The sequence below is a fragment of the Nonomuraea sp. NPDC050328 genome (genome assembly GCF_044459405.1).
GTDB lineage: Bacteria > Actinomycetota > Actinomycetes > Streptosporangiales > Streptosporangiaceae > Nonomuraea.
Genome location: NZ_JBITIW010000019.1, coordinates 103103 through 119160 on the forward strand (window position 1 = coordinate 103103; position 16058 = coordinate 119160).

General features: G+C 71.9%; 13 protein-coding genes. 8 read left to right on the plus strand and 5 right to left on the minus strand.

All coding sequences use genetic code 11. The annotated features are described in order from the left end of the window. Window positions 1-77 precede the first annotated feature (77 nt). Both ACIBG7_RS42910 and ACIBG7_RS42915 read left to right on the plus strand, forming a co-directional pair. The gene (locus tag ACIBG7_RS42910; RefSeq protein WP_397340031.1) at window positions 78-731 is read left to right on the plus strand and encodes a DUF998 domain-containing protein; all 654 of its coding nucleotides are present in this window, start codon (window positions 78-80) and stop codon (window positions 729-731) included. Next, window positions 728-1762 (plus strand): alpha/beta hydrolase, encoded by a 1035-nt coding sequence (locus tag ACIBG7_RS42915; RefSeq protein WP_397340032.1) that lies wholly within the window; start codon window positions 728-730, stop codon window positions 1760-1762. Before ACIBG7_RS42910 ends, ACIBG7_RS42915 begins: the two co-directional genes overlap by 4 nt. Before the next feature lie 106 nt (window positions 1763-1868). On the opposite strand, the gene ACIBG7_RS42920 is transcribed toward ACIBG7_RS42915, so the two are convergent. Then, window positions 1869-3059 (minus strand): sensor histidine kinase, encoded by a 1191-nt coding sequence (locus tag ACIBG7_RS42920; protein ID WP_397340033.1) that lies wholly within the window; start codon window positions 3057-3059, stop codon window positions 1869-1871. After that, a complete protein-coding gene (locus ACIBG7_RS42925; protein WP_357935242.1) occupies window positions 3056-3712 on the minus strand; it encodes a response regulator transcription factor in 657 nt (218 codons plus the stop codon). The genes ACIBG7_RS42920 and ACIBG7_RS42925 overlap by 4 nt, the downstream gene beginning before the upstream one ends. A gap of 139 nt (window positions 3713-3851) precedes the next feature. Between ACIBG7_RS42925 and ACIBG7_RS42930 the strand changes: the two genes are divergently transcribed. The 5 genes from ACIBG7_RS42930 to ACIBG7_RS42950 all read left to right on the plus strand — a co-directional run bounded on the left by ACIBG7_RS42930 (window position 3852) and on the right by ACIBG7_RS42950 (window position 9373). Next, entirely contained in the window at window positions 3852-4358 is a 507-nt protein-coding gene (locus ACIBG7_RS42930; protein ID WP_357935239.1) for a hypothetical protein, read from the plus strand. Continuing rightward, complete coding sequence (locus ACIBG7_RS42935; protein WP_397340034.1) at window positions 4355-5410, plus strand: peptidoglycan-binding protein; 1056 nt, start codon at window positions 4355-4357, stop codon at window positions 5408-5410. The genes ACIBG7_RS42930 and ACIBG7_RS42935 overlap by 4 nt, the downstream gene beginning before the upstream one ends. Further along, the gene (locus ACIBG7_RS42940; RefSeq protein ID WP_357935233.1) at window positions 5407-6132 is read left to right on the plus strand and encodes an ABC transporter ATP-binding protein; all 726 of its coding nucleotides are present in this window, start codon (window positions 5407-5409) and stop codon (window positions 6130-6132) included. Before ACIBG7_RS42935 ends, ACIBG7_RS42940 begins: the two co-directional genes overlap by 4 nt. Beyond that, window positions 6129-7439: an ABC transporter permease gene (locus ACIBG7_RS42945; protein WP_397340035.1), complete on the plus strand. Its 1311-nt coding sequence runs from the start codon at window positions 6129-6131 to the stop codon at window positions 7437-7439. Before ACIBG7_RS42940 ends, ACIBG7_RS42945 begins: the two co-directional genes overlap by 4 nt. Before the next feature lie 545 nt (window positions 7440-7984). Beyond that, the gene (locus ACIBG7_RS42950; protein WP_397340036.1) at window positions 7985-9373 is read left to right on the plus strand and encodes an OmpA family protein; all 1389 of its coding nucleotides are present in this window, start codon (window positions 7985-7987) and stop codon (window positions 9371-9373) included. Between the two features lie 383 nt (window positions 9374-9756). Here ACIBG7_RS42950 and ACIBG7_RS42955 read toward each other — a convergent pair whose 3' ends face one another. The 3 genes from ACIBG7_RS42955 to ACIBG7_RS42965 all read right to left on the minus strand — a co-directional run bounded on the left by ACIBG7_RS42955 (window position 9757) and on the right by ACIBG7_RS42965 (window position 12979). Then, a complete protein-coding gene (locus ACIBG7_RS42955) occupies window positions 9757-10458 on the minus strand; it encodes an alpha/beta fold hydrolase (protein ID WP_397340037.1) in 702 nt (233 codons plus the stop codon). A 268-nt stretch (window positions 10459-10726) separates the two neighbouring features. Further along, a complete protein-coding gene (locus tag ACIBG7_RS42960) occupies window positions 10727-11716 on the minus strand; it encodes an aldo/keto reductase (RefSeq protein ID WP_397340038.1) in 990 nt (329 codons plus the stop codon). 39 nt (window positions 11717-11755) lie between these two features. Beyond that, window positions 11756-12979 carry a GNAT family N-acetyltransferase gene (locus ACIBG7_RS42965; RefSeq protein WP_397340039.1) on the minus strand — a complete coding sequence of 408 codons (1224 nt, stop codon included), beginning with the start codon at window positions 12977-12979 and terminating at the stop codon, window positions 11756-11758. A gap of 65 nt (window positions 12980-13044) precedes the next feature. On the opposite strand from ACIBG7_RS42965, the gene ACIBG7_RS42970 reads away from it, so the two are divergent. After that, window positions 13045-15783, plus strand: a complete 2739-nt coding sequence (locus tag ACIBG7_RS42970; RefSeq protein ID WP_397340040.1) for an ATP-binding protein — start codon at window positions 13045-13047, stop codon at window positions 15781-15783. Window positions 15784-16058: the final 275 nt, after the last annotated feature.

Sequence of the window (16058 nt, forward strand, 5' to 3'; positions counted from 1 at the left end):
AGGCAACCACCAGCGTAGCCGGAACTCTCCTCCGCGGGATGTCTCACCACGAGCCTGCTCTCTGGAGGAGTTCTGTCATGTTCCTTGCCGTTCGTCCGCCGTTAGCCGCCCGCTGGGCCGCTCTCGGCGCGGTAGCCGGTCCTGCCCTGTTCGAGCTGTCCTGGCTCGTGCTCGGCTTCCTCAGTCCCGGGTACACGCTCTTCGGCCACCGGTTCGCCGGCTATTCGCCCATCAGCCAGCCGGTCAGCGGGCTCGGCATGGGCGCGACCGGACCGTACATGAACGCGGCGTTCGTCGTCACCGGCGTCATGCTGATCGTCGGCGTGGCCGGCGTCTTCCGTACGATCCAGCCGCCCGCCCGTACGACCGTCACCGTGCTGCTCTCGCTCTCCGGAGCCGGGCACATCATCTGCGGGCTCTTCGATCTGGAGCACGTGCTGCCGCACTCCCTCGGCTACCTGCTGGCCATCGGCGCTCCGGTGATCGGTTTCGCGGCTGCCGGGGCGTCGCTGCACCGCCTGCCGGAGTGGCGCCGGTCAGGCATCTGGTTGCTGGCGGCAGGCCCGCTGACGCTGGTCCTGCTCGTCGCGTTCTTCCTGACCTTCCGGCAGACCCCGGACGGAGCCGAGCACGGGTTCGCCGGTCTGGTGCAACGGCTGGGCATCGTCGAGGTGCACGCCTGCTTCGCGGCCATGGGGTGGCTGGCGTTCCGGGGACGGAGGCGGTCGTGAGGATCATCCTGCCGCGCGTGGCGGCTGTGGTGGCGCTGGTGGTCGCGCTCACCACCAGTCCGGCGCCTGCCGTCGCGTCCGCCACCTGCAGTGAGATGCGCGTGCCGGTCGCGACCGCGGTGGACCAGCCCGCACGCCATCGAATCTGGGGCCGGCTGTGCCTCCCCGCGGGCCGTACCGCCACCACGGTCCACGTGCTCGTCCACGGCCTGAACTACAGCCACGTGTACTGGGATTTCCCCTACCGCCGCCACCACTACTCCTACGTCGAGCGGGTCGGCCGGGCGGGTCACGCGACGTTCAACCTCGATCGCATCGGTGTCGGCCGCAGTTCCCACCCGGCCAGTGGCGAGGTGACCACGCAGTCCAACGCCCTGGCCGTCGCCCAGGTGGTCGCCGCGTTGCGGGCGGGCACGGCCGGACGGCGGCCGTTCGCCAAGGTGCTGCTCGTCGGGCACTCCTACGGCGCCGAGGTCGCGATACTCGCCGCCTCCCGCTTCCACGCCGCCGACGCCCTGGTGCTCACCGGCACCTCCCGCCTCAAGTCGCCCTCCGCGGCGGCGCTCGCGGCCCGGTACGGCCAGCCGGTGAGCGAGGTGCCGCGACTGGCCGCGCAGGTGCCCGCGGGAGACGACGGCTATGTCACGGTTCGAGACGAGCAGCGGCCCGCGCTCATGTACCACCGGCCGGCCGCCGACCCCGAGGTCATCGCGCGGGACAGCGCCACGAAGGAGACCAACACGATCAGCGAGCTGATGACCATCGGCGACGCCGCCGCCCCCGGGGTGAGCGAGGCCGTCTCCGTGCCGGTGTTGTTCGTCGTCGGCGACCGGGACCGCCTGATCTACGCCGCCGACGCCAACGACTGCAGCTCACCGGCCGCCCTCGTGCGAGACCAGCGGCCGTACTACCCGGGCGCGCCCCGGGTGGACGCCGTCGTGCTGGACGACGTCGGCCACGCGATCAACCTGCACCGCAGGGCTCCCATGGCGTACAGCAGGATGCTCGACTGGATCACCCGGAACGGCTGAGAGCAACGACCTCGTCCATAGCCGGGATCGAGGCGCGACGGCGGTGCCGATCTCGGGCAGGTGGTCGCGGCGGCCGCGCGCAAGGCGGTGATGTCCTGACCCCCCTTCACGGCCTTCGCGGCAGGCTCACGGTGACCACCAGGCCGCCGCCGTCCCGCGGCTCAGCCCGGACGGTTCCGGCGTGGGCGTCCGCGATGGCCCGCACGATGGACAGGCCCAGGCCGAAGCCGCGTTCCCCGCCGTCCCCGGCCGGCGGCCGGTTGTCCTGAAGCCGGCGGAACGGCTGGAACAGCGCCGCCACCTCGTACCGGGGAATCACCGGCCCGCTGTTGGCGACCTCCAGCATCGCCAGGCCGTCCTCGGTCCAGGTGCGCACCGACAACCACGCGCCGGCCTCGCGCACGTTGTGCCTGATCGCGTTCTCCACGAGGTTCTGCACCAGCCGTTCCAGCAGGTAGGGGTCGCCTGCCACGGGCGCCTCCGCCAGGTCGGCGGACGAGACCTTCACCGGGCCCTCCCCCGCCGTCGTGACGAGCACGGTGCCGGCGACGTCGTCCAGATCGACGGGATGGCGTTCGGTCACCTCGTTCTCGCTGTCGGCGAGGATCAGCAGGCCGTCGACGAGCCGCGCGTGCCGGTCGTTGACGGCGAGCAGCGCCCGGCCCAGCTCCCGCGCGTCGGAGGAGGCTCCCGGCCGGGTGACGGCCACCTCGATCAGCGCGCTCTTGACCGCCAGTGGGGTGCGCAGCTCGTGCGAGGCGCTGGCCACGAAGCGGCGCTGGCCGTCGAACGAGCCGTCCAGACGCTCCAGCATCAGGTCGAACGTGTCGGCCAGTTCCTTGATCTCGTCGCGCGGCCCGGTCAGCGCGATGCGCTCGTGCAGGCCGCGTCCCATCCCACCGGCGATCCGGCGGGCGGTCTCGGTGATCCGGTGCACGGGGGCCAGCACCCGTCCGGCGAACGTCCACGCGAGCGCACCGCCGGCCAGGCCCACGCCGCCGAGCGCGACGCAGCCCATGGTGAGCAGGGAGTCGAGCAGGTCCTCACGGTACTGGCGCTGCTGCGCCTGGATCTGCGTGACGTACTCGCGCAGCCCGACCTGCCTGCCGTCCACCTCGATCTGCCCGGCGAGCTGGAGCTGGGTGCCGTCCAGGCCCGCGGCGAGCGCCGGGTATCTGCTCGCCAGCCCGTTGTCCATCTGCTGGGCCACCAGCAGATAGGTCACCGCCAGCAGGACGATCCCGCCGGCCAGCAGCAACCCGCCGTACACGAGGGTGAGCCGTAGGCGGAACGTCATGGGATCCGGTACCCCTTCTCCGGCACGGTGATCACCACGGGCGGGTCGCCGAGCTTCCTGCGCAGCTTCATGATGGTGACGCGCACGACGTTCGTGAACGGGTCGATGTGCTCGTCCCAGACCCGTTCGAGCAGGTCCTCGGCCGACACCGCGGCGCCCTCGGCCCGCAGCAACTCGGTCAGCACCGCAAACTCGCGGTTCCCGAGGACGACCGGCCGCCCGTCGCGCCGCACCTCGCGACGGGCCGGGTCCAGCCGGATCCCGGCGCGTTCCAGCACGGGCGGTGCGGCCGGGCGCGAACGGCGGGCCAGCGCGTGCACCCGGGCGGACAGCTCCAGGAACGCGAACGGCTTGGGCAAGTAGTCGTCGGCCCCGATGGACAGCCCGGCCACCCGGTCACGCAGCCGCCCGGCGGCGGTCAGCATCAGCACCCGCGCACGCGAGCGCGACTCGACGATCCACCGGCACACCTCGTCGCCGTGCACGCGGGGCAGATCCCGGTCGAGCACGACCACGTCGTAGTCGTTGCTGTACACGCGCTCCAGCGCAGCCTGCCCGTCGTAGGTCACATCGACCGCGAACGACTCGCGGCGCAGCCACTCGGCGATCCCGTCCGCGATGATCCGCTCGTCCTCAACCACCAGAACCCGCACGGGCGTCCCCTCTCCTCGGTCGCGCCCATCCTCCGCCCCGGCAGGTGAAGCGGGCGTAACCCCGGCCCGAGTTACGTCGTGGATACCGCCGCGTGGATTGACTGCGGCCCATCGACACCGACGAGGAAAGGACGAACCCATGTGGCGACGTGGAGGGGTGACCCTGGCATTGGCCGTACTGCTGATCGGGAGCGCCGCCTGCGGCGGTGCGGAGCCGGCCGCGACCAAGCCTGCCACGGGCGGGAGCGCCGCGCCCGACGCGCAGAACGCCGACAAGGCCCGCAAGTTCTCCCAGTGCCTGCGGGAGAACGGCATCCCCGGCTTCCCTGACCCAGGCCCCGACGGAAAGCTGCCCGCGGCGCCGCTGCGCGGCCTGTCGGTGGACGAGGCCACGCAGGAGAAGGCGTTGAACGCCTGCCGTGAGCACATGCCGAGCGGCATCCTCGGCGGCCAGCAGGATCCACAGGTCCAGGACCAGCGCAGGAAGTTCGCGCAGTGCATGCGCGACAACGGCGTCTCCGGCTTCCCCGACCCCGATCCGAACGGAGGATTCGGCGATCAGAGCCGGTTCGACACCGCCGACCCGTCGGTGCGGAAGGCGACCGAGGCCTGTGAGCCGCTGCTCGTCCAGGACGGCGGCCGATGAAGCGCCGCACCCGCCTGGCCGCGGGCATCGGGGCGGTGACCGTGGTGGTCGCGGCCGGCGTCGCGACCGCGAAGGGCTTCGGCGGGGCCGAGGCGGGGACGCCGGCGCGCAGCGCCCTGCCGCCCGCGACCGCGCAGATCACCCGCGTCACGCTCACCCAGACCGAGAAGGTCCCCGGCACCCTCGGGTACGGCACGCCCACGGTCGCCGCCGCGCACGGGCTGTCCGGCACCCTCACCTGGCTGGCGCCCGAGGGCCGGCACGTCACGCGCGGCAAGGCGCTCTACAAGGTGGACAACGAGCCGGTCGTGCTGCTGTACGGCAAGCTTCCGCTCTACCGCGAGCTCGGCCCCGGCCTGTCGGGACCCGACGTGGAACTGGTCGAACGCAATCTGAAGAAGCTCGGCTACGACGGGTTCACCGCGGACGACGACTACACCTCCGCCACGGCGGAAGCCGTACGGGGCTGGCAGGACGACCTCGGCCTGCCGGAGACCGGCACGGTCAAGCCCGGCCAGGTGCTCGTGGCGCCGGGCGCGGTGCGCGTCACCGACCACAAGGCGACACCCGGCGCCCCCGCGCGCGGGGCCGTGCTCAGCCACACCGACACCACCCGGTCCGTCGTGGTCCACCTGGACGTGGCCAAGCAGGAACTGGTCAAGAAGGGCGCCAGGGCCACGGTCGAGCTGCCGGACGACACCACGGTGCCCGGGCGGGTGACCGGCATCGGCACGGTCGTCGCCGGGCAGGCCGCCAAGCCGGACGAGCCGACGACCGTGGAGGTCACGGTGTCGGTCAAGGACGGCAAGAAGCTGGGCGACCTGGACGGCGCTCCGGTGGAGGTGATCCTCCAGGCGGAACGGCGCGAGAACGTGCTGGCCGTACCCATCAACGCGCTGGTCGCGCTGCCCGGCGAGGGGTACGGCGTGCAGGTCGTCCAGGGCACCAGCACGTCCTACGCCCGGGTCGAGACCGGCATGTTCGCCGAGGGCAGGGTGGAGATCTCGGGCACCGGGCTGGCCGAGGGCATGACCGTGGGGGTGCCCGCATGAGCGAATCGGCGGAGCACACGACCTCGTCCGGGACAGAGGTGATCGGGTTGCGGGAGGTCTCCAAGCTGTACCCGGGCGGCGTCGCGGCCCTGTGCGGGGTGTCGCTCACCGTACGGCGCGGCGAGCTCGTCGCGATCGTGGGCCCGTCCGGATCGGGCAAGTCCACCATGCTCAACATGATCGGCACCCTGGACCGGCCGACGGCCGGAACGGTCGCGATCGACGGCTGGGACGTGGCCGCCCTGTCGGACCGTGAGCTGTCGGCGCTGCGGGCGGCGACCATCGGGTTCGTCTTCCAGCAGTTCCATCTGGCCTCGGGGGTGCCGATCGTCGACAACGTGGCCGACGGACTGCTGTACGCGGGCGTCCCGCTCGCCCGGCGGCGCGCCCGCGCGGTCGAGATGCTGGAACGGGTCGGGCTCGGCCACCGGATACGGCACGAGCCGCACGAGCTTTCGGGCGGGGAACGACAGCGGGTCGCCATCGCCAGGGCGGTCGTCGCGGGCCCCGTCCTGCTGCTGGCCGACGAGCCCACCGGGAACCTGGACACCGCGGCGGGGACGATCGTGATGGAGCTGCTGCGTGAGCTGCACGCGGCCGGTACCACCGTGGTGATCATCACGCACGACCGGGAGATCGCGGCGTCACTGCCCCGGCAGGTGGAGATGCGCGACGGCCTGATCATCCAGGACTCGGTATCGATGGCGGTGAACGCCTCATGAACGGCCGGGACAACACAAGCGGCCCGGAGGGCATCGGCGGCCGGGGTGACGGGGTGCGGGCCGCGGAGAGCCGATCCCTGCGCACGGTGCCCGGTGAGACGACGCGGAACCGGCGGCGGCCGGTGCCGGCCCGGTTGCGACCGCGCGACGTCGTCAGGGTCGCCGGCGCCGGACTCCGCGCCCGGCCGATGCGCGTCTTCCTGTCGGCCCTCGGCATCGCCATCGGCATCGCCGCGATGCTGGCCGTCGTCGGCATCTCCACCTCCAGCCAGGAGCACCTCAACCGCAGACTGGCCGCCCTGGGCACGAACCTGCTCACCGTCGCCCCCGGCCGATCGATCTTCGGCGAGCAATCACACCTGCCCTCCGAGTCGCTCGGCATGATCGGCCGCATCGACGGGGTGACCTCCGTGACGGCGACGGGCACCGTACCGGCCAAGGTGTACCGCCACGACCGCATCCCCGAGACCGAGTCGGGCGGCATCGCCGTGATGGCCACCCGCACGGACCTGCTGGGGACGGTCGGGGCGAAGGTGGCCGACGGCGTCTGGCTGGACGCGGCGACCTCGCAGTACCCGGCGGTGGTGCTCGGCGCCGAGGCGGCCGACCGGCTGGGGATCGCCACGGCGGGGCCGCGCACGCAGGTCTGGCTCGGCGGCCGGTGGTTCACCGTGGTCGGCATCCTGCATCCGGTGCCGCTGGTGTCGTCCCTGGACCGGACGGCGCTCATCGGCTGGCCGGTCGCCGAGTCCGAACTGGGCTTCGACGGCTACCCGACCCACGTCTACACCCGTACCAGGGACGACGCGGTGACGCGGGTGCGGGACGTCCTGGCCGCCACGGCCAACCCTGAGCACCCGGAGCAGGTCGAGATCTCCCGCCCGTCCGACGCGCTGGCCGCCAAGGAGGCCGCGGACGAGACGCTGACGAGCCTTCTGCTCGGCCTCGGCGGTGTGGCGCTGCTGGTGGGCGGCATCGGGGTGGCCAACACGATGGTCATCTCGGTGCTGGAGCGGCGGGCGGAGATCGGCCTGCGCCGCTCGCTCGGGGCCACCCGCGGCCAGATCCGGCTGCAGTTCCTCGGAGAGTCGCAACTGCTGTCGGCTCTCGGCGGCGCGGGCGGCGTGGTGCTCGGCTCGCTCGTGGTCACGTTGTACGCCTCCACGCAGGAGTGGCCGACGGTCATCCCGCTGTGGGCGTCGGCGGGCGGGCTGGCGGCCACGCTGCTGATCGGCGGAGTGGCGGGACTGTACCCGGCGGTGCGCGCGTCCCGGCTGTCACCCACGGAGGCCCTGGCTGCACACTGACGCTCACGAACCCGCGACGACCTCAGTCAGAGGTGATCCATCCCGATCCGGGCAGGACCGCTCGCACTTCGCGCTGCGTCAATCCCGTGGTGTAGAGCTTGATCACACCACACCGCCCTTTGCTTCCGTTCGGTCGGCAGAGAGGCGAGATCTAGGGGAATTCTCTGACCGATAATCCGTTCGGCCTCATCGATTGAACCGCGAGTTACAGCCTCCGAGAAGATGGCTTCAGGGTAGACGTTTCCGTCAATTTCCTGCCAGACGTGAATCTCCCTGGACTTGAGCCATCGCCCGGCCGGCCCCAGTCAGGGGCCGGCCCGTAACGCGTCGGAGTGGCCAGGCATCACCAGCGACACAAGGCCCCGCGAAACTCGCTTTTCGTGGCAAGCCGCCCTGTAGTAGCCTCCCCGGTTCGATCACTTCGGGGAGGGAAGTTGCGTTCCGCCGCTCTTGTCGCTGTCGCCGCTCTGCTGATCGCGTCGTGCGCGTCACCCACGACAGACACGGCCTCCCGGCCGCCCTCGCAGCCGTCGGCACCGCCGCCCGTGTACGCCGTGGAGGGGCTGGCCGGCTGGGACGTCCCCGAACCGTTCCGGGTCGAGGTCAAGGCCGTCGAGCGCCGTCCCAAGCTGACGATCCTGCGCATGGTGATCACCAACCCCACGCAGAAGCCCCAGACCGGTCACTTCGCCAGCGACCGCTCCCGGGCCGACTTCGCCGACTTCCGGCTGCTCGACCCGGTCAACGGCAGGCACTACACCCCGCTTCGCGAGAACGACGCTGACGGCCAGGCGTTCGGCACCCGGCACGGCAGGTACAGCGACGACTTCCAGCCCGGCGTGCCGTACCCCGTGGAGGTCTATTTCCCGCCCCTGCCGCCCGGGACGAAGACCGTCACGGTCGCGCCGACGACGCAGATGGGCCCGCTGACCGGCATCCCCGTCACGGAAGGCGCCGCGGACCCGGTCTCGAAGCCGGGCGACCCGTGGCAGATCGTGGCTCCCCAAGGCCAGATCTGGGAAGGCGCCTGGAACGTCGAGGAACTGGTCGAGACCCCGAGACGCACCACCAGGCAGGACGGGACCACCGAGACGATCGGCCTGCGCACCGACGTCCTGTTCGCCTTCGACAAGGCCACGCTCGGCCCGAAGGCGACCGCTGTCCTCGACGAGGTCGTCGAGGAGACTCGCCGCCGTGCCGACCCGGCCAAGCCGCCCGTGATCGTCACCGGGCACACCGACAGCAAGGGCGACGACGCCTACAATCAGCAGCTTTCCGTACGGCGAGCGGACTCGGTCAGCGAGTACCTCCAGGCCAAGCTCGGCACCGACTACCGGTACCAGACCGACGGCAAGGGAGAAACCCAGCCCGTCGCCCCGAACGAGCAGCCGGGCGGCGCCGACAACCCCGAGGGCCGCGCGCTCAACCGCCGCGTCGACATCTCCTACACGATCAAGCAGGAGAACCCGGGCGCCACGGGCAGCGAGCCGTCCGTCGGTGACGTGCGCGGCTCCGTGCTGCCACCCGCGCCGTTCCGCACGAGTCCGGGTGAGCCGGTGACGACCTTCGACCACCGCGGGAAGTACAAGGTCGACGTGCTGCCCGCCTTCCGTGACGGCGCCTACCTGGTGGTCAGCTTCGACGTGACCGCCCTGGTCGACCACGTCCCGATCCCCGGGCCGTTCGAGTGGTGGGTGAACGACTTCGTCAGGCCGTCCAGCTACGGGGCCATCGTCGTCGTGGACCCGGCGACCAAGGCGCGCTACTTCCCGATTCGCTGGGCGGAGAACCAGATCCACCACCTCGCCGAGGGGCAGAAGGGCCGGGCGTACGCCTACTTCCCCGCGCCGCCCGACGACAGGACCTCGATCACGCTGCAGGTCCAGGGCGGGCAGACCGTCCCCGAGGTGCCGATCGTGCGCTGGGACCGGTAGGCCGCCAGACGCCTTACCGGCTTCCGCGCGGGGTGCCTTGTCCAGGAGATGCGCTCCAGCATCATGCAGGGTGATGCCGCAGCAATCCGGCTCGTCCGCCCATAACTTGGAGATCGCGATCGCCCGGAAGCAGGTGTCGCAGGTCGGGCCGGCGCGGTCGTGGATGGCCCAGCGGCCGGCGCTCCACGGGGTCCGGCGGCCGGGCTCTCCTTGAGCTACTGGGCGTTGGCCTAGCGGTCGGGAGGCGAGCCGGCTCCGGTGGGGCCGGTCGGCAGAGCGGCAACCGCCGAACAGGACGGTGCGCGCCACGCCTTGACGGCGGCCATGAGCTGAGCTCGCTGTCGGCGCGTCCCGCAAGGCGGTGGCCGGCCGTACCTGACTGCTCACGGGCGGAGTGGCGCGTACGACGGCCGGGCGCGATGCCCGTCCTGTCGACAATCTTCGCGGGAAACTGCTGGATCACACGGCGGTGGCGAGGAACCGCGTGACCGCGGCCAGCCAGGCCTCCGGCTGATCGATGTGCGCCATGTGCCCCGCCTCTTCCAGCACCGGCCCTCCCGCCATGCCCGTAGATAGGTGCCGGTGAACCTCACCTGCTTCAGCCGCCAGACGTGCAACGGAGCGGTCGCCAGCGCCTCGGCACGCGTCAGCTCGGCCCCCTCCAGCGGCGAGGTGTCCCACACCGACGGGTGCGCGGCGCGGCGGCGCTCATACTCCTCCCACCCGTCGAAGGCGTCCGAGGGCACCGGCAGCACGCTGCTGGAAGCGATGATCAGGCGGCGCACCAGGTGAGGAGCCTGGACGGCCAGCCGCTGGGCGATCAGACCGCCGTAGGAGAATCCGAGCACGTCCACCCGCGAGGCGCCGATGAGCTCGACGAGGTCTCCCACGATCGCGTCGGGCGTGAGTGGATCGGCAACCGGAGAACGGCCACACCCCCGCAGATCCGGAAACAGCAGGCGATGCTCACCGGCCAGCGTCTTCAGCGGTTCCACCAGATAGCTGTGATCCCAGTCCGGGCCGCCGTGGACGACCAGCACCGTACGATCAGCCGGCCCATCGAACTCTCGAACGTAAAGACGCATGGCGAGATGCTAGCCATGCGACCAACCGGGAAACGGTCTCGGCAGCCTCCTGGATCCATCCAGCTCAGCCGTACTCGCGAACGCCGGGCAGGCGACCCCGTCGACCGCACCACCTCGTCCGGGGCGGCACGTCTGGTGCCGGCGTCGAGAACCGGCACTGATCCGGGGTCTGATCCCATGCCAGCGGCCCAAGCGCTCACACGCGGGCAGGGAGCCTCATAGCGGCGAGACTCTCCTGCAGCACCTGACCGACACCGAGGAGTCGGACTCACGATGCGGCGGGCACCGGGGCGCGTTCGTCCAGCAGGCGCGCCTCGCGCAGATCGGACCAGAGCCCCGCGGGGATCGGCGCCGCGAACGCCTCCCTGTTGCGCAGCACCTCCTCCTCCGAGCGCATGCCGACGACGACGCCCGCCACCACCGGGTGCAGCAGGGGGAAGGCCATCGCGGCCTGCGGGACGCTCACACCGTGCCCCGCGCAGACGTCCGCGATTCCGCTGACCCGTTCCAGCAGCTCAGGGGTGGCGGGTCCGTAGTCGTACCTTGCGTCCTCGGCGGGCCTGTCGGTGGCCAGCAGTCCGGAGTTGAAGACGGAGGCGGCGACGACGGAGACGCCGCGCGCGGCGCATGCGGGCAGCAGTTCGTCCAAGGCGGTGTGGTCCAGCAGGGTGTAGCGACCCGACAGCATGACGACGTCCGCGTCGGTCTCCCGCACCAGACGGGCCAGCTTGCCGGGGTGGTACATGCCCGCGCCCACGGCGCCGACCACGCCCTGGGCGCGCAGCTCGGCCAACGCCGGATAGCCCTCGCGCAGGGCAGCCTCGAAATGCTGTTCGGCGTCGTGCAGGTACAGCACGTCGATCCGGTCGAGGCCCATGCGGGTCAGCGAGTCCTCGACGCTGCGCAGGACGCCGTCGCGAGAGAAGTCCCAGACCCGGCGATGGGTGGCAGGGACGGCGAAGCTCTCGTCCATCCGCCCTCGCGGGTCCTGCGGGATCAGCAGCCGTCCCACCTTCGTCGACAGGGTGAAGTCCGCCCGTGGCCGGCCGCGCAGCAGCTCGCCGATGCGGCGCTCGGAGTGCCCGATGCCGTAGTGCGGCGCGGTGTCGAAATACCGGATTCCTGACTCCCAGGCGGCCGCCAGCGCCTGCGCCGCGGTGTCGTCGTCCAGCGGGGCGAACAGGCCGCCCAGGGGCCCGCCGCCGAAGCCCAGTTCGGTGACCGTCGTCGTGCTGTGTCCGAGCCGATGCGTACGCATGTGGTGTGTCTCCCTTGTCAGCGGTTACGGCGTCGCCAGTCAGAAGGCGGGGAAGGCCCAGCCCGAGGGATGGAAAGGCTCGCGTTCCCAGCGGAAGGCGAGCGAGGCGGCGGCGATCGCACCCGGGCGGAACTCCTCGACACGCCCCGCCGCCGCCAGGGAGGTCAGGGACGTGCCGCCCAGGTAGGCCGCGCCCAGCTCGGCAGCCGTCAGGCGCAGGTCCGGCCGAGCGCGGGTGCGTTCGCAGGTGACGGTGTCGCCATCGGCCAGCAGGCGGTGGCGACCGGCGTTCCATGGACAGAACGGGTCCTGGACCTCCAGCACCAGATCCAGGGGCGTCGCGTAGCGGCGAGCGGTGAGCGCGCGGCCGATGTCCACGAGGCGGACCCACAGGTTGTCGATCAGCGTGGTGCGAGCCGCGCGTGGGTCGGTGAGCAGGTGGTTGAGGGGTTCGTCGAGGGCGCCGTCGTAGGCGAGCCCGGTGTGCGCGTCGAGGTCGATGAGGAAGCGCCACATGGCGGCGTACGACCGCCTGGTGGTGGCCGCGAGCTCGATGACGTGCACGAGGTCCCGCTTGGAGCGATAGAGGGCGTAGCCGGTGACCTCGCCGCCGGCCTCCAGATGCACCGCGAAGCGCAGGGCCGTCCCGCCGTCGCGGGCGAGCTCGCCGTCGGCCAGCCTGGCCTCCCAGAACTTCTCCGTACGGTCCACCCAGCCGACAGAGGTACGGCGGGCGGTGTCGTAGACCTTCTCCAGCAGCGGCCGCGCCCTCTCGCGGGAGAGCAGCCTGATCGTGCCGTCGCCGAGGTCGGCGCCGGGGCGCAGGGCCATGAGCCGCTTGTCCCCGCGGACCTCGGCCACGTGGCTGGCGACGCCGTACCCGAAGCGTCCGTAGATCGTGGCCTCGGCGGCGTTGAGCGCGGCGATCGGCTCGCCACCCGATTCGTGCAGGTCGGTGAGTTGCCTGCGCATCATCGCGGTGAGGATGCCGCGGCGCCGGTGCGTGGGCAGGACCGCGACGAGCGTGATGCCGGCGACGGGCGTCGTCCCGCCGGGGACGGTCATGACACGGCCGTAGATCGACGCGCCTCCGACGATCTCCGCACCGTCGTAGGCGGCGAGGGTGCGACCGGGCTCGATGGAGACGGCGGCGTTCCTCAGACCGCCGTCGACCCAGTCCTGGCCGTAGGTCGTGGTGATCATGCGTGCCCACGCGTCGAGCTCGTGGGCGCCGATGGTGCGGAGCGGGTAGGTGGCTGTCATGGGTCGAGCCTCGCCGGGTAAACAGGCCCAGCGCATCTGGTGATCTGGGTATTTATGCTGGTTCCGTGGTGGCGGAGCGCGTGGTCAGCCCGAGGTTCGTCGGCCGGGCGGAGGAGCTCGCGGCCCTGGCGACGGCCTTGGACACGGCGGTCGAGCAGGGGCCGGCGGTGGCGCTGGTGGCCGGGGAGGCGGGGATCGGCAAGTCGCGGCTGCTGGCCGAGTTCGCGCGCTCGCTGGGGCCGGAGGTGCGGGTGGTCGCGGGTGCCTGCGCGGAGCTGGGCAGCGACGGCCTGCCGTACGCGCCGTTCGTGACGGTGCTGCGCCGCCTGATCAGGGTGGAAGGGATTCTGCCGGGGCCCTACCGCCAGCTGGCGCGCTGGTTCCCGGAGCTCGGCGAGGCGGGCGGCGGGGAAGGCGGCAAGCACCGGCTGTTCGAGGAGGTCCTGTCCCTGATCGAGCGGGTGGCCGCGGACCAGCCGCTGGTTGTCCTGATCGAGGACCTGCACTGGGCCGACGCCGCCACGCGCGAGCTGCTGGGTTTCCTGGCCAGGAACGTGACCCGGGCAGGCGTGCTCCTGGTGATCACCCACCGTCCCATGGAAACGCCACTGTCCGAGCTCTCCCGCCACCCGCGCGTGACGATGCTGCGCCTGGAACGCCTGGACCGGGAGGACGTAGGCCGCCAACTGGCCGCGATCCTCGGCGACGAGCCGGACGCGGACGCCGTACGCCGCATCCACGAACGCAGCGACGGCAACCCGCTGTTCGTCGAGGCGCTCGCCCACGCCGGTGAGCGAACCCCGGACAGCCTGCGTGACCTGCTGCTGCACGGACCGCGTTCACTGCCGGGCCCCGCTCGCGAGCTGGCGCGCCTGGCCTCGGTGGCGGGCGGGCGGGTCAGCCACCGGCTGCTGGCGCAGGTGGCCGGGCAGGACGGGCCCGAACTGGACGCCCTGCTGCGCGAGCTCGTCGACCGCGGCCTGCTGGTCACCACGGGCGACGGTTACGACTTCCGCCACGCCTTGATCCGGCAGGCGGTGTACGAGGACCTGCTGCCCGGCGAGCGGGCCCGGCTGCACGCCCGCTACGCCGATGCCCTGCGTGATGTCGGGCTTCACGCGGAACTGGCCGCGCACGCCTACGCCGCCGGGGACCGCGGGCGAGCCCTGTCCGCGGCCTACCTGGCCGCAGACCAGGCGCACGGGTCCTACGCCTACGAGGAGCAGGTACGCCTGCTCGACCAGGTCCTCGACCTCTGGGACCCGGACGCGGAGCTGGAGGTCGACAGGATCGACATCCTGACCAGGGCTGCTGAAGCCTGCATGCTCAGCGGCGACTACGCACGCGGCATCGACTACGCCACCACCGGGCTCAGCGCGATCGACGAGCGGCACGAGCCGGAACGGACCGCCCAGTTACTGGAGCTGCGCGGCAGACTGCGGCACCGGTTGAACGTGAACGGCGTCGCCGACTGGGAACGAGCCCTCGAACTCCTGCCCGCGGATCCCGGCGGCATCCAGCGGGGGCGGCTGCTCGGGGTGCTGGCCATGGGCCTCCTGCCCGAGGTGGGCAAGGCACGCGAGGCGTTCGAGGAGGCGCTGGCCGTCGGCCGGCGCACCGGCGACCCCACGGTCACCATCCGCGGGCTGCTGGGGGTCGGATCCATGACCGGCGACCTCGGCCTGCTGGCGCAGGCCCGCACGCTCGCCGAGCGGCTCGACAGCCACGACCTGCTCATGACCGTCCCGATGTACGAGGCCACCATGCACACCAGGGCCGGCGACCAGGAGCGCGCCATCGACGCGGCCCGCGACGGCATGCGCCACGCCCGCCGCTACGGGCTGGGCCGCAGTCGCGGCGCCGAGCTCGCGCGCTACGCCGGGCACGCGCTGATCCTGGCCGGACGGTGGGATGAGGCGGCCACCGTGCTGCGGGACAGCATCGCGGAGAACCCGCCACCGCTGTCGCGGCAGATCCTGCTCGTCCTCGACGGCTACCTCTCCCTGCTGCGCGGGGATGTCGCCGCGGCAGCCGACGCCGCTGCGGCCGTGGAGCACGCCGACAGCGGAAGCCTGTTCCCCCGCCATCAGCTGTTTTGCCTGCTCGCCGTCGCCCAGGGAGACCCGGAACAAGCCGACCGGCGCTTGGAGCGGGCCTTGGCCGACCCGGAGCTCACCCGCGTCTACAGCAGCGACGCCCGGCCGGTCCTGGTCGCCGGCGCGCTGGCGCAGCGGGCCCGGCTCGACCACGGCGCCGGCGACGACCTGCGGGGGCGCGTCGCCGCACGTCAGGCCGAACTCGCCGCGGCCGACGCGAAGCTCGGGGTCGACGGGCCACTCGACCGCGCCTGGCAGATCATGCTGCACGCCCTGATCGAGGACACCGGCTGGGACGAGACGACAGCGGCCTGGCGGGAACTGCGGCAGCCGTACGAGCTGGCGCTGAGCCTGTACCACGGCGCGCGGGCGGCCCTGGCCGCGGGCGACAAGCCCGGCGCGACGGTCCGGCGCAGGCAAGCCGCCCGGCTGGCCGAGGACCTGGGCGCCGCGCCGCTCTCCCGGGAGATCGCCCTGCTCGGGCGACCCCGACCGGCTCACGACGGGCTCACCGAACGCGAGCACCAGGTGCTCAGGTTGATCGCCGAGGGCTTGAGCAACCGGCAGATCGCCTCCCAGCTGCACATCTCGCCGAGTACGGCAGGCGTGCACGTCTCGCACATCCTGGCGAAACTGGGCGCGACCACCCGCACCGAGGCGACGGCCATCGCCTTCCGCGAAGGGTTGACCGGGCCTTTCTCTTCCTAGCGTCACGTCTCCCGCCCATCGCCGACGCCCGTTCGAGGTGGCCCGAGCGACACGATGAGGCCTTCACCTCGGGTAGGCCAGGCGGCGACGAGGACGGCCGTACAAAGACCTGCGCTCCCTCACCGGTCGGCGAGGGAGCGCAGGTGCTCTGTGCGGGCAGTGCGATCAGTCGCGCGGGTTCCAGCCGTCGGTGTCGACGTCGAGGTCGAGTTCGTCGGCGATGTCGTCCCATTCGGCGTACTTGAAGTTGGTGTTCTCCCGGTCGGGCACCTCGG

Bases quoted from the DNA above. Each gene is read 5' to 3' on its own strand.
- ACIBG7_RS42930 (WP_357935239.1), top strand. From the start codon at position 3,852: ATGTGGCGACGTGGAGGGGTGACCCTGGCATTGGCCGTACTGCTGATC.
- ACIBG7_RS42935 (WP_397340034.1), top strand. From the start codon at position 4,355: ATGAAGCGCCGCACCCGCCTGGCCGCGGGCATCGGGGCGGTGACCGTG.
- ACIBG7_RS42960 (WP_397340038.1), bottom strand. From the start codon at position 11,716: ATGCGTACGCATCGGCTCGGACACAGCACGACGACGGTCACCGAACTG.
- ACIBG7_RS42920 (WP_397340033.1), bottom strand. From the start codon at position 3,059: ATGACGTTCCGCCTACGGCTCACCCTCGTGTACGGCGGGTTGCTGCTG.
- ACIBG7_RS42945 (WP_397340035.1), top strand. From the start codon at position 6,129: ATGAACGGCCGGGACAACACAAGCGGCCCGGAGGGCATCGGCGGCCGG.
- ACIBG7_RS42940 (WP_357935233.1), top strand. From the start codon at position 5,407: ATGAGCGAATCGGCGGAGCACACGACCTCGTCCGGGACAGAGGTGATC.
- ACIBG7_RS42910 (WP_397340031.1), top strand. From the start codon at position 78: ATGTTCCTTGCCGTTCGTCCGCCGTTAGCCGCCCGCTGGGCCGCTCTC.
- ACIBG7_RS42965 (WP_397340039.1), bottom strand. From the start codon at position 12,979: ATGACAGCCACCTACCCGCTCCGCACCATCGGCGCCCACGAGCTCGAC.
- ACIBG7_RS42955 (WP_397340037.1), bottom strand. From the start codon at position 10,458: ATGCGTCTTTACGTTCGAGAGTTCGATGGGCCGGCTGATCGTACGGTG.